The 13040-nt window shown below is 69.3% G+C and carries 11 protein-coding genes; all 11 read left to right on the top strand.

The window, feature by feature from the left end:
• Window positions 1-122 precede the first annotated feature (122 nt).
• The 11 genes from hemA to IE096_RS13275 all read left to right on the top strand — a co-directional run bounded on the left by hemA (window position 123) and on the right by IE096_RS13275 (window position 13037).
• Window positions 123-1319 (top strand): 5-aminolevulinate synthase, encoded by a 1197-nt coding sequence (gene hemA, locus IE096_RS13325; RefSeq protein WP_229820138.1) that lies wholly within the window; start codon window positions 123-125, stop codon window positions 1317-1319.
• A 10-nt stretch (window positions 1320-1329) separates the two neighbouring features.
• On the top strand, window positions 1330-2172 hold the full coding sequence (locus tag IE096_RS13320) for a TauD/TfdA dioxygenase family protein (protein WP_229820137.1): 843 nt from the start codon (window positions 1330-1332) through the stop codon (window positions 2170-2172).
• 3 nt (window positions 2173-2175) lie between these two features.
• The gene (locus tag IE096_RS13315; RefSeq protein WP_189451628.1) at window positions 2176-3135 is read left to right on the top strand and encodes a 3-oxoacyl-ACP synthase III family protein; all 960 of its coding nucleotides are present in this window, start codon (window positions 2176-2178) and stop codon (window positions 3133-3135) included.
• Window positions 3132-4361, top strand: a complete 1230-nt coding sequence (locus tag IE096_RS13310) for an ATP-grasp domain-containing protein (protein WP_189451627.1) — start codon at window positions 3132-3134, stop codon at window positions 4359-4361. The genes IE096_RS13315 and IE096_RS13310 overlap by 4 nt, the downstream gene beginning before the upstream one ends.
• A gap of 1 nt (window position 4362) precedes the next feature.
• The gene (locus IE096_RS13305) at window positions 4363-5586 is read left to right on the top strand and encodes an MFS transporter (protein ID WP_189451626.1); all 1224 of its coding nucleotides are present in this window, start codon (window positions 4363-4365) and stop codon (window positions 5584-5586) included.
• Between the two features lie 66 nt (window positions 5587-5652).
• A complete protein-coding gene (locus IE096_RS13300) occupies window positions 5653-7260 on the top strand; it encodes a peptide ABC transporter substrate-binding protein (RefSeq protein WP_189451625.1) in 1608 nt (535 codons plus the stop codon).
• A gap of 10 nt (window positions 7261-7270) precedes the next feature.
• The gene (locus tag IE096_RS13295; protein WP_189451624.1) at window positions 7271-8272 is read left to right on the top strand and encodes an NADP-dependent oxidoreductase; all 1002 of its coding nucleotides are present in this window, start codon (window positions 7271-7273) and stop codon (window positions 8270-8272) included.
• 21 nt (window positions 8273-8293) lie between these two features.
• Complete coding sequence (locus tag IE096_RS13290) at window positions 8294-8998, top strand: hypothetical protein (RefSeq protein WP_189451623.1); 705 nt, start codon at window positions 8294-8296, stop codon at window positions 8996-8998.
• Window positions 8999-9340: 342 nt separating this feature from the next.
• On the top strand, window positions 9341-10984 hold the full coding sequence (locus IE096_RS13285) for a peptide ABC transporter substrate-binding protein (protein ID WP_189451622.1): 1644 nt from the start codon (window positions 9341-9343) through the stop codon (window positions 10982-10984).
• A 165-nt stretch (window positions 10985-11149) separates the two neighbouring features.
• Window positions 11150-12076 carry an ABC transporter permease gene (locus IE096_RS13280; protein ID WP_189451621.1) on the top strand — a complete coding sequence of 309 codons (927 nt, stop codon included), beginning with the start codon at window positions 11150-11152 and terminating at the stop codon, window positions 12074-12076.
• Complete coding sequence (locus tag IE096_RS13275) at window positions 12069-13037, top strand: ABC transporter permease (RefSeq protein ID WP_189451620.1); 969 nt, start codon at window positions 12069-12071, stop codon at window positions 13035-13037. The genes IE096_RS13280 and IE096_RS13275 overlap by 8 nt, the downstream gene beginning before the upstream one ends.
• The last annotated feature ends 3 nt before the right edge of the window (window positions 13038-13040 follow it).

Raw genomic sequence — 13040 nt, 5'->3', positions numbered from 1 at the left:
GTGGTGACGGCGGAGGCCGCACCGGCCCCGGCCACCCCGGGCGACTCGGCCTGGGGCTGACGGACGGTACCCCGTATCCGTAAACCGCACACGAAATCGGAGACAAAGAAGTGACGACGGCTGTGCGCGCCGTGGATTCCGGCGCGATATTCGATGTGTACCGACGGAAGATAGACCGGCTGAAGAGCGACGGCCTCTACCGGGAATTCATTCCCGTCGGCCACCTCGCGGACGACCCCGGCCAGACGCTCCACCACGGGCGCCGGGTGCAGGTCTGGTGCAGCAACGACTACCTCGGCATGAGCCAGCACCCGGACCTCATCAAGATCCAGTCCGAGTCGACCGGCCTCCACGGCACCGGCAACGGCGGCTCGCGCAACATCGCCGGCACCAGCTCCACCCACGTCGAGCTGGAGGCCAGGCTGGCCGCCTGGCACCGCAAGGAGCGCGCCCTCGTCTTCTCCAGCGGCTACGTGGCCAACTTCGAGACGCTGAGCACCCTGATCGCGGCCGTCCCGGACATGGTCGTCTTCTCGGACGCCCTCAACCACCGCTCCCTGATCGAGGGCATCGTCCGCAGCGGCTGCGAGAAGGTCGTCTTCCCCCACAACGACGTCGACGCGCTGGAGACGGCGCTGGCCGCCTACGGCCCCGACCGCCCGAAGCTGATCGTCTTCGAGTCCGTCTACTCCATGGACGGGGACGTATCGCCCCTGACGGCCATCCTCGATCTGGCCGAGCGCCACAACGCGCTGACGTTCCTCGACGAGACCCACGCCATCGGCATCATGGGCGCCACGGGCGCCGGGCTCTCCGAGCTGCTCGGCGACCACCGGGCCACCTTCGTCCAGGGCGTGTTCGGCAAGGCCATCGGCACGGTCGGCGGCTATGTCGTGGGCCCCGACGTCGCGATGGACTACGTACGCTCCACCGCCCCCGGCTTCATCTTCACCACGGCGCTGCCCAAGGCCAGCATGGACGCCACCCTCCGGGGCCTGGAACTCGTCCAGACCGGAAACGACCTGCGCCGCGACGTGATGGCCAACGCCGAGTACCTCAAGGCCCGGCTGCGGGCCGAGAACATCGACTTCATCGACGCCGAGAGCCACCTGGTGCCCGTCATGGTGCCCGGCAGCGACCGCGTCCGGCGGATCTCCCAGCGCCTCTTCGGCGAGTTCGGGATCTACGTCCAGCCCATCAACTTCCCCTCGGTGCCCCGGGGCGGCGAGCGCTTCCGCGTCACCGCCCCGCCCTACCGCACCCATGAGCAGATCGACCGTTTCGTCGGCGCGCTGAAGCAGTGCCTGGCGGAGGACTGAGAGAGACATCGTGAAGATCCGTGAGATCACCCCGTTCATCGGCGCCGAGTTCACCGGCGTCACCTACGAGGACCTGACCCGCCCCGAGGTCTTCCAGGAGCTCGTGGACCGGCTCCACCGCCACGAACTCGTCGTCGTACGCGAGCTGGAGCTCACCCCCGAGCAGCAGATCTCCCTGGCCGCCCGCCTCGGCCGGCCGGTGCCGTTCGTCATCCAGAAGTACCGGCACCCGGAGTACCCCGAGATCATGATCTCGTCCAACGAGGTCAAGAACGACAAGCCGCTGGGCGTCGCCCGCGTCGGCAACTTCTGGCACCAGGACTCCACGTTCGTCGCCGACCCGGCGCCGTACACGATGCTCCACGGCGTCAACGTCCCCGGCACCAGCGGCCACACCCTCTACGCCAGCGCGCTGGACGTCTACGACCGGCTGCCCCAGGAGTGGAAGGACAAGCTCGCCGGGCGCACCGGCGTCCACACCGTCGGCAAGCGGCTGCGCATCCGGCCCGAGCACGTCGGCCTGTCGGTCGCCGAGTTCCGCGCGCTCATCGACATCGAGCACCCCAAGGTGGAGCACCCGCTGGTGCAGACCGACCCGGTGACCGGGCGACCGTACCTCTACGGCTCCCGTGAGTACATGGACTCGGTCGCGGGCTTCGACCCCAACGAGAACGAGGCGTTCTTCTCGCTCGTCGACGAGCTGCTCGCCGACGAGGACCACGTCTACACCCACCGCTGGACGCCCAAGGACCTCGTGATCTGGAAGACGAAGACGACCTTCCACCAGGCCACCGCCGTCGAGCCGGGCGTCTCCCGGACCGTCCACCGGGTCAGCATCGACGCGGGTGAGTGAGCCGTGGGCGGCATAGTCGACTTCGACGTCCGCTTCCCCGCCTCGTACCTGGGAGTGAAGGAGATGTCCGCCTCCTCGGGCGTGCCCGAGGACGGCATCCGCCGGATCACCCACGGCGAGGGCTTCCCCGTCCTCGGCGAGCGGGAGCAGGCGTGGGAACTCGCGGCCGAGGCGGCGCGGGCCGTACTGGCCCGCACCGCCGTCCGCCCCGCCGACATCGGACAGGTCATCTACGCGGGCTCCGGCGACTGGGACAAGCCGTTCTGGTCGCCGGCGGCCCGGGTGGCCGACGCCCTCGGCATCGAGGGGGCGCACGCCTTCGAGGTCGCGAACTTCTGCAACGCGGGCATGACCGCGCTGCGGATCGCGACCGACGCCATCACCCTGGGCCGGACCGGATACACCCTGGTGCTCATCGGGGACCGGCTCAGCCGCATGGTCGACCACACCGACCCCGGCTCGAAGGCGCTGTTCAACTTCGGGGACGCGGCGGCCGCCGTGCTCCTCTCCGGCGGCGACCTGTCCTTCTCCCTGCTCCACTCGGCGATGCGCACCGACCCCTCCTGGTCGGACTACTACTACGGCGAGCACCGGGACAACCGGGTCGTCATCCGGCGGGCCCCACACCGCGCGGGCCTCGCCGACGCCTACGTCGAGAACTTCGGCGCGCTCGTCGACGAGACCCTGAAAGCCCTGGGCAAGGAACTGGCGGATGTCGCCTACTTCCTGATCAACCACGGCGACAAGGACATGCACGAGCGGCTGCTGGAGAGCATCGGCCTGCCCCGGGAGAAGAGCGTCTTCAACTACCACCGGCTGGGCCACATGGGCGGAGCCGACACCCTCATCGCCCTCCAGGGCCTGCTCACGGACAAGAAACTGGCGCGCGGCGACCTGGTGCTGCTGGCCAGCAGCGCCATGGGCTTCAGCTGGGGGATCACGGCCTTGGAGTTTCACGCATGAAGATTCTGGTCATCCACCAGGTCCCGTACCGCAAGATTTCCTACCACCTCGGCCTCGACCACGAGCGGCACGAGGTCACCTACATCGGGCACCCCGCGCGCATGGCGGACCTCCCCACAGGTCTGCGCTGCCGGCGGATCGAACTCGCCGAGGGCGAGGACCTGGTGGCGGGCGTCACCGCCCGCGTCTCCCGCGCCGACGGCTACGAGGGGATGCTGTCCCTCTCCGAGTTCGGCATGCTGGAGTCCTGGCACATCCGCCGCCACCTGGGCCTTGCCGGGCCCTCCCTGGAACACCTCGAACGGGTCCGCGACAAGGTCAGCATGAAGCGGGCCCTCGCCGACTCCGGCATCCGCTACCCCCGCTTCGAGGCCGCCCCCGCCCCCTGCGACGCCCTGCCCTGGACGGGCCGGACCGTCATCAAGCCCCGGCAGGGCGCCTCCAGCGAGGGCGTCACCGTCCACGACACCGCCCGCGACGCGCTGACGGCCTACTGGAAGCTGGAGCACCGGCAGGACGTCCAGCTGGAGGAGTACATCGACGGCGCCATCCTCCACGCCGACGGCCTGGTGAGCGGCGGCACGCTCGTCGACCTCGCGGTCAGCCGGTACGTCAACAAGCCCGTCGACTACCTGGGCGGCTTCCCGCTGGCCTCCCACCAGATCCCCGACCGCGACGGCCGCTACCGGGACTTCGCCGAGCGCGTGGTCGAGGCGCTGGAGATCGAGGCCGGCACCCTCCACCTGGAGCTCTTCGAGACCGAGGAGGGCGAGCTCGTCTTCCTGGAGGTCGCCAACCGCATGGGCGGCGCCGGAGTCGTGGACGCCCACCTGCGTCACACGGGAGTGCACCTGCCCTCCCACGAGATCGCCATCCGGCTGGGGCTCCAGCGACCGGCCCCCGCCCAGCCCAGCGGCCGCCACCACGGCTGGCTGGCCGTCCCCGGCCACCACCTCGACCCCGCCCCGGGCCACACCATCCACGTGCCGCCGGAGCTGCGGGACCACCCCGCCGTGGACGCGCTGTACGTCCTCGACCGCGAGCGGCCGCTGCCCGACCACGTCACCTACCACGAGTGGCTGGTGCCCGTCTTCATCGAGGCGTCGCACGAGGACCCGGAGGAGCTCGGCGCGTTCCTGCGGGAGTGCGCCCGGACGATCACGGTCGAGCCCGCTGAAGCCGGTGGGCTCGCCGAGGCCGGTGGGCTCGTCAAGGCCGGTGGGTGAGATGAGAACCGTCTGGCAGGACCCGAGGGCGCGCCGGATGCTCGGCGCGATCCTGATGTCCAGCCTCGGCTTCGGCCTGAACGTCCTCGCGCTCGGCCAGCTCCTCTTCGAACTCACCGGCAGCACCGGCGCGTTCGTGACCGTGCTCGCCTCGCAGGGCATCGGCGCGATCTGCGTCCTGCCCTTCTGCGGGCCGGTCGTCGACGCGCTGCGCTCCACGCGGGTCTATGTGACGGCGGCCCTCTGCAAGGCCGCCTGCGTGCTGGCCATCGCGGGCTTCGCCGCCGCGCCCGTCGGCGATCCGGTGCCGTTCATCATGGCGGCGGCCGTGCTGCTGGCCGTCTTCGACAACGTCGAGCGGGCCGCGCTGTTCAAGTTCACGGCGCACCACATCGACCGGGGCCTGGTGGTGCGGTTCAACGCCGTCACCGGCATGGCCTTCCAGGTCGGCGTGGTGATCGGGATGGCGCTGCTCGGCGTCGTCCTGGCCTTCGGCACGCCCGCCAGGGCGCTGCTGGTGAGCGTGGCCGCCTCCGCCCTGTGCGCCGGGGTGGCCCGGGGCGTCCGGCCGGAGAGGACGGAGAACACCCGGCCGCTGTCCCCGGCGCTGCTGCGCGCCGCGCTGACGGGCATGCTGGGGGACTGGCGGCGGATGTTCGGCCGCTACCGGGGCGAGGCCGTCGTCTTCGCCATGGTGGTGACCTGCGCCGCCGACTTCCTCTTCGCGAACAGCATGAGCACCCTGGTCGTCCCGCTGGTCGACCGCTTCTACGAGGGCCGGAGCTGGTACGTCTCCGCGCTGGAGGCCACCTTCGGCGTGGGCATGGTCACTGCCTCCTTCTTCACCTCCCGCACGGCGAAGCAGAAGCTGCTGCCGTTCTGGCTGGCGGTACAGGCGGCGATCGCGCTGCTGCTGTCCGCCGGCGGGAACCCGGTCGTGCACTTCGCGGCGTTCCTGCTGGGCGGCTTCGCCAACCTCAACAGCCTCGTCTGGCTGCTGGCCTCGCTCCAGCAGCACGCGGGCGAGGGGGACAAGGCCAAGATGGCCTCGCTGCGGCTGCTGGCCATCGGCCTGGGCTCGGTGCTGCTGATGCCGGCCGTGGGCCGGGCGGCGAAGGTCTCGCTCGGCACCGGCTACGCCGGGGTGGCCGCGATCATGCTGGCCTTCGCCCTGTGCGGCGTCTGGGTGGCCGCGCGCTTCCGGCCCCGGGTGCCCGTGGGCTGAGCCTCCCGCTCCCTTCCGTACTCCGTACTTCGTGTCCGTGACCACCGCTATCGCCAGGGAACACTGATGCTGACCAGATCCACCCTCGCCAGACTGGCCGTCTGCGCGGCCACCGCATGCGCCCTCGTGAGCACCACCGCGCCCGCCGGCGCCACCGGCCCGGGCGGTGGCGGGGAGCTGCGCGTCTTCGCCGAGGAACCGGGCCATCTGATGCCCGGCAACGTCGACCAGAGCGAGAGCCTCATCGTCGACTCGGTGCTCTACAGCGGGCTGGTGCGCTACGACCCCAAGACCCTCCAGCCGGTGAACGTCCAGGCGGAGTCCATCACGCCGTCCGCCGACCAGAAGGTCTGGACCGTCAGGCTGAAGAAGGGCCTGACCTTCCACAACGGCGAGCCGGTCGACGCCGACGCCTACATCAGGGCCTGGAACTACACCGCCTACGGCCCCAACCAGCAGGCCAACAACGACTTCTTCCGCAGCGTCCAGGGCTACGGCGACGTCCAGCAGGGCAAGGCGAAGACCCTCTCCGGCCTCAAGAAGACCGACCGCCGGACGTTCACCGTCACCCTCTCCGAGCCCTACAGCGGCTTCCGGACGATGCTCGGCTACATCGGCTTCCACCCGCTCGCCAAGGCGTGCCTCGCCGACGTCAAGGCATGCGACGAGAAGCCGATCGGCAACGGCCCCTACCGGATGGAGTCCTGGGAGCACGGCAAGGTCATCCGGACCGTCCGCTTCGACGGCTACAAGGGCGCCCCCAAGGGCAAGTCCCGGCGCATCACGTTCAAGCTGATGAACAACGTGTCGGACGGCTACGACGCCCTGGAGCGCGGCGAGCTCGACGTGGTCCGCAAGCTGCTGCCCGGCGACAAGCTCCGCGACGCCCGCCAGAAGCACAAGGACACCCTCATCGAGGTGCCCATGGCCTCCCTCCAGCGGATCGCCTTCCCCACCTACGACGCGCGCTTCAAGGACAAGCGGGTGCGCCAGGCGCTGTCCATGGCCGTCGACCGCAAGGCGCTCGTCGACGACCTCTACGCCGGCGCCCACGTGCCGGCCGCGGGCTTCGTCTCCCCGGTCTTCCCCGGCGCCCGGAACTCCTGCGGCTACTGCGCGTACGACCCGGAGCGGGCCCGGAAGCTGCTGGCGGAAGCGGGCGGCTGGCAGGGCGGCAAGCTGGAGCTGTGGACCAACTCCGGCGCCGACCACCAGGTGTGGATGGCCGCGCTCGGTGAGCAGCTGAAGAAGAACCTGGGCATCGACTACGAGGTCAAGGCCGACCTGCCCTACTCGCAGTACGTGGACAAGATCCACACCAACACCATGACCGGGATGTTCCGCAGCGGCTGGAACTCCGACTACCCGAGCATGGAGAACTTCCTCAACCCGCTCTACGGCAAGAACGGTTCGACGGCCGTCACCGGCTGGACCGACCCCCGCTTCGACGAACTCGTCGCCCAGGGGAACCGGGCCGCGAGCCAGGACGAGGCCATCGCCGCCTACCAGAAGGCCGAGGACCTGGTGGCCGAGGACATGCCCGCCATGCCCGTCTGGTACGTCCGGGGCTCGACGCTCCACTCGCCGCGGGTCAGCGGCGTCGTCGTCAACCCCGTGGGCGGGGAGCCGATCCTCGCCGGCATCACCCCGGCCGCCGAACCCCGGAAGAAGTGAGGACCCCAGCATGCCCACCACGTTCCGCGCCGTACACCAGGTCGCCCAGCCCAAGGGGATGCCGACGGCCGACGACTTCGCCTTCGTCACCGGCACCCTGCCCGACCCCGGGGCGGGCCAGGCCCTGGTCGAGAACCTCTACCTGTCCGTCGACCCCTATATGCGCGAGTGCATGAACGGGGTCTGGGAGCTGAACGCCCCCCTGGAGGGCCGCTCCGTCGGACGCGTCCTCGCCTCCGAGGACCCCCGCCTCGCCGTCGGGGACCTCGTCTTCCACCGGCAGGGCTGGCGCACCCACGCGCTGGTCACGGCCGACGAGGCCCGGGTGATCCGGCAGGCCGAGGGCGTCCCCCTCAGCGCCTACCTCAGCGTCCTGGGCGGCACCGGGCTCAGCGCCTATGTGGCGCTCACCCGGATCGCCCGGCTCCAGGAGGGCGAGTCCCTGTTCATCTCCGCCGCCGCGGGCGGCGTCGGCACCGCCGCCGGGCAGCTCGCCCGCATCCTCGGCGCCGGGCGCGTCATCGGCAGCGCCGGGTCTGCGGCCAAGGTGCGCCACCTCGTCGAGGACCTCGGCTTCGACGCCGCCTTCGACTACCACGACGGGCCCGTCACCGCGCTCCTGCGCGAGGCGGCACCCGACGGTGTGGACGCCTGCCTGGAGAACGTCGGCGGTGATCACCTGGAGGCGGCCATCGACGTCGTGCGTCCCCACGGGCGCATCGTGTGGTGCGGCGCCGTCTCCACGTACAACGACCCGGAGAACCCCCCGGCCGCCCCCCGCAACCTCTACGAGGTGGTCGGCAAGAGCCTCCGCCTGGAGGGCTTCCTGGTCCGCGAGTACCCCCACGTCCAGGAGGAAATGGAGGAGGCGCTGATACCGCACATCCGCTCCGGGCGGCTGGTGCCGGACGAGACGGTGGCCGACGGCTTCGACCACGTCGTCGACGCGTTCCTCGGCATGCTGCGCGGGGAGAACACCGGAAAGATGATCGTCCGGATCGCCGGGGCCTAGGACCCGGGGGAGGAGGCCGAGATGTTACGGAACCCCGTCGTCGCCGTCGTCGACGCGCAGGGCACCGCGGGCCACCTCGGCCCGCTCCTCCGGGAGCGCGGCTACGCGGTGCTGCACGTCCGCGAGGAGCTCCCCGGGGGCGGTGATCTCCTCGCGGACGTCGCCGCGCACCGTCCGGTCGCCGTGCTGGCCGGCGCCCCGGGCGGGGCGGGGCTCGCGGATCTCCTCGCCGAGGGCCTCGGCCTGCCCGGCAACGGCACGGGGCCGATCGCGGCCCGCGCGGTGGGTCCCCTGCCGGGCGGTGAAGTGGGCCGCGAGGAAACCTCCGCGGGGGATACGTTTCACGTCAATACGGTGAGCCTGGACGGCCTGCATCACATCTGCGACGTCTGGCGGGCGCCGGGCCCCCCGGGCGCCGACGTCTGGGACCCGGCGGGCGAGGTGGAGCTGCTCCCCCGGCGGGGGGCCGAGGCGGACCGGCTCGTGTCCGCCGCCCTCGCCGCGCTCGACGCCCTCCGATTACGTACCGGCCCGGCGCACTCCGTCTTCCGCCGCACCCCGGACGGGCCGCGCCTGCTGGGCGTCCGGCCGGGGATCGCCGGCCGGCTTCCGCTGCTGGCCCGGCAGGCGCTCGGGGCGGGGCAACTGGAGTGGACCGTGGACGCGTACGTCGGGCCGGAATGGTTCCGGATGCGCGCGGGGCGCGACTACGGCACGTACCGATGACGGGCGGCCGTCACTGAGGGATTGTCCGGAAGTCGGTCCCTCAGGTCCGGATGTTGTGTTAACAGTCCGTTTCAGACGTGTCTGTCTGTAGTTGCTTTGTCCGGATTTACCGATGTCGGCGAAGATCGATGTGACCAAAGCGAGACCCTGTAAGTGTGGTTTAAAGGGCGGTCGTACTCAATAGTTGGGTTCACTGAGCTCGGGTCAATGGGTCACGCGCTGTGGGGAGCGCCGACTCACGAGCACACTCGAGGTGCCGGTTCCGACTTCGCTGTCAGGGGTGTCAGCGAGGGACCGGCGCCTCACTTGTAGCGAAAAGTGGACTCTTGAGGAGGCAAACCCATGCGCGGTGCCAGGAGCGCCAAGTGGGTCACGTGCGCGATAGTCGTGGCGCTGGCCGCGACGGCCTGTGGCGGTGACAAGAGCGACAGCGGTGGCGGTCTGACGGACGGAAAGGTCGACCCCAACGGGACGATCACCGTCCAGACCAATGAGCCGCAGAACCCGCTCCAGCCGGCGAACGCCAAGGAGAGCCAGGGGCACCGGGTGCTGAACACCCTGTTCTCGACCCTGGTGACGTACGAGTCCGGCACGGCCAAGATCGTGAACGTCAATGCCGAGTCGGTGACGTCCACGGACGCCCAGCACTGGACGGTCAAGCTCAAGCCGGGCTGGAAGTTCCACAACGGCGAGACCGTGACCGCGCAGTCCTACGTGGACTCCTGGAACTGGTCGGCCAACACCAAGAACAACCAGATCAACTCGAACTGGTTCAGCGACATCGAGGGCTTCGACGACGTCCACCCGGCGGAGAAGGGCGCGGAGCCCAAGTCGGACACGATGTCGGGCCTGAAGGTCGTCAACGACAACGAGTTCACGATCTCGCTCAAGACCAAGGTCCCGTACTTCAACTACAAGCTGGGGTACATCGTCTGGGCGCCGCTGCCCAAGGCCTTCTTCAAGGACCCCAAGGGCTTCGGTGAGAAGCCGGTCGGCAACGGTCCCTACCAGTTCGACTCCTGGGCGCACAACGACAAGATCGTTGTGAAGAAGTGGGACGGCTACACGGGCCCGAACAAGGCCAAGAACGGCGGCATCACCTTCAAGAACTACACCACCGCCGACGCCGCCTACAACGACCTCCGCTCGGACAACCTCGACTGGGTCGAGCAGATCCCGGACACGTCGCTGACCAGCTACAAGCAGGACCTCGGCGACCGCGCGGCCACGGTGGAGTACTCGGCGATCCAGGACGTCGCCGTCGCGTACTACTCGGACCAGTGGAAGAGCATCGACAACAAGGTCGTCCAGGGCCTGTCGATGGCGGTCGACCGCGAGACCATCACCAAGAACACCCTCCACGGCACCCGCATCCCGGCCAACAGCTTCGTCGCCAAGGGCGTGCTGGGCTACCAGGCCAACTCCTGCGGCGAGGCCTGCACCTTCAACCCGGAGAAGGCCAAGCAGCTCATCAAGGAGGGCGGCGGCGTCCCGGGCAACAAGATCTTCATCCAGTACAACGCCGACCTGAACCACAAGCCGTGGGTCGACGCGGTCTGCAACAGCATCCGCACCAACACCGGTGTGGACTGCGTCGGCGACTCCAAGCCGAACTTCAAGGCCGACCTCGACACCCGCGAGAAGAAGCAGGTCAAGTCGCTGTACCGGTCGGGCTGGAACCTCGACTACCCCGTCAACGCCAACTTCCTGCGTGACCTCTACGGCTCCAAGGCCGACGGCAACCAGGGTGGTTACGAGAACAAGGAGTTCGACGAGCTCGCCGCCAAGGCGGACAACGTCAACTCCCTGGACGAGTCGGTGAAGCTCTACCAGGAGGCCGAGAAGGCCCTGACCAAGAAGCTTCCCGTCATCCCGCTGTGGTACTACGCCGTGAACTCCGGCCAGTCCACCAAGGTGTACGACAAGATCAAGTACGGCCAGGACGGCGAGCCCCTCTTCTGGGCCATCCAGGTCAAGCAGAAGTAACACCAAGGGCGGCGACGCCCAGGTACTCGTACACCCGCAAGGCCGGTGCCGCCGACCCGTCGGCGGCACCGGCGCTCCCGCACATCCCCGGCACGGCAATTCCCCCCACGCGCAAGGGAAGTCAGGCTGTCCGGCGTCGCGGGCTGCGACTGACTTGGAGGCATGATGGGGCGTTATGTCGCGCGGCGACTGCTCCAGATGATCCCGGTGTTCATCGGGACCACGCTACTGATTTTCCTGATGGTGCACTGGCTCCCCGGCGACCCGATCAAGGCGCTGTGGGGCGACAAGGTGCCCGACCCGGCCCAGGTCGAGGCGCTGCGCCACAAGTACGGCTTCGACCTGCCGCTGTGGCACCAGTACTGGAACTACATGACCGATCTGTTCCAGGGCAATTTCGGTGAGACCTTCGGCGGCCGGCAGGTCTCCGACGTGATGGGTGAGGCCTTCCCCGTCACCATCCGGCTGGCGGTCGTCGCGTTCGTCATCGAGGTCGTCCTCGGCATCACCCTCGGCGTCTTCGCGGGCCTCAAGGCGGGCAAGGCGCTGGACACCGCCGTCCTGGTCTTCACCCTGCTGGTGATCTCGGTGCCGGTCTTCGTCCTCGGCTACATCTTCCAGACCGTCTTCGGCGTCCAGCTCGGCTGGGTGACTCCCAACGTCAGGAACTCCGAGGACATCACGGAGCTGATCCTGCCGGGCGCCGTGCTCGGCTCGCTGTCGCTGGCGTACGTGGCGCGGCTGACCCGCACCACCATCAGCGAGAACCTGCGCTCCGACTACATGCGCACCGCGCTCGCCAAGGGCCTGCCCCGGCGCCGGATCGTCGGTGTCCACCTGCTGCGCAACTCGCTGATCCCCGTCGTCACCTTCCTCGGCACCGACATCGGCGCCCTGATGGGCGGCGCGATCGTCACCGAGGGCATCTTCAACGTCCAGGGCGTCGGCCAGCAGCTCTACCGGGCCGTCAACCAGGGCGAGGGCACGACCACCGTCGGCATCGTCACCGTCCTGGTCCTCGTCTTCCTGTTCACCAGCCTGATCGTCGACCTGCTCTACGCGGTCCTGGACCCGAGGATCCGGTATGCCTGACGTGACCAAGACCCCCGGCACGGCGGCGGAGAGCGCGGCGGAGACCGCGGCGGCCGCGGGCGAGGCCGCGGTGGTGGCCGCCCCCGCGTCGTCCGGCAAGCCCCGCAGCCTGTGGAGCGACGCCTGGGGCGACCTGCGCCGCAACCCGTTCTTCGTGATCTCCGCGCTGCTGATCGTGCTGCTGCTGGTGATGGCCGCCTGGCCGTCGCTGTTCACCAGCACCAACCCGCGCAATGGTGACCTCACCCACCACTTCCTCACCAAGCCGGAGTACGGCGACGTCTTCTCGGCCGACTGGTTCGGCTACGACAAGCAGGGCCGCAGCATCTACGCGCGTGTCATCTACGGCGCCCGCGCCTCGATCAGCGTCGGCGTGCTCGTCACCATCGCCGTGACGCTCCTCGGCGGCCTGGTCGGCATGATCGCCGGCTACTACGGCGGCTGGGTCGACTCGGTGCTCTCCCGCGTCACCGACATCTTCTTCGGCATCCCCTTCTTCCTCGGCTCGATGGTCATCCTGGTGAGCTTCTCCGACCGGAAGGTGTGGGTCGTGGCCTCCGCCATGGCCTTCCTGGGCTGGACCCAGATAGCCCGCGTGATGCGCGGCTCGGTGATCACCACCAAGCAGTCCGACTACGTGACGGCCGCCCGCGCGCTGGGCGCGGGCACCGGGCGCATCATGTTCCGGCACATCCTGCCGAACGCCATCGCGCCCGTCATCGTCGTCGCCACCATCGCCCTCGGCGGCTACATCGCGGCCGAGGCCACGCTGTCCTACCTCGGTCTCGGCCTCTCCGAGCCGACGATCTCCTGGGGCATCGACATCTCGGACGCCAAGGACTCCATCCGGGACAACCCGCATGTGATGTTCTTCCCCGCCGGCATGCTCTGCATCACCGTGCTCGCGTTCATCATGCTCGGCGACGCGGTGCGCGACGCCCTCGACCCCAAGCTGCGCTGAGGG

It is taken from the genome of Streptomyces abikoensis, from assembly GCF_014648775.1.
Lineage (GTDB): Bacteria > Actinomycetota > Actinomycetes > Streptomycetales > Streptomycetaceae > Streptomyces > Streptomyces abikoensis.
Note: the sequence above shows the minus strand (reverse complement) of the source record. Positions and strands in the feature narration are given on the sequence as shown.

Bases quoted from the DNA above. Each gene is read 5' to 3' on its own strand.
- IE096_RS13285 (WP_189451622.1), top strand. From the start codon at position 9,341: ATGCGCGGTGCCAGGAGCGCCAAGTGGGTCACGTGCGCGATAGTCGTG.
- IE096_RS13310 (WP_189451627.1), top strand. From the start codon at position 3,132: ATGAAGATTCTGGTCATCCACCAGGTCCCGTACCGCAAGATTTCCTAC.
- IE096_RS13295 (WP_189451624.1), top strand. From the start codon at position 7,271: ATGCCCACCACGTTCCGCGCCGTACACCAGGTCGCCCAGCCCAAGGGG.
- IE096_RS13290 (WP_189451623.1), top strand. From the start codon at position 8,294: ATGTTACGGAACCCCGTCGTCGCCGTCGTCGACGCGCAGGGCACCGCG.
- IE096_RS13305 (WP_189451626.1), top strand. From the start codon at position 4,363: ATGAGAACCGTCTGGCAGGACCCGAGGGCGCGCCGGATGCTCGGCGCG.
- IE096_RS13280 (WP_189451621.1), top strand. From the start codon at position 11,150: ATGGGGCGTTATGTCGCGCGGCGACTGCTCCAGATGATCCCGGTGTTC.
- IE096_RS13300 (WP_189451625.1), top strand. From the start codon at position 5,653: ATGCTGACCAGATCCACCCTCGCCAGACTGGCCGTCTGCGCGGCCACC.
- IE096_RS13275 (WP_189451620.1), top strand. From the start codon at position 12,069: ATGCCTGACGTGACCAAGACCCCCGGCACGGCGGCGGAGAGCGCGGCG.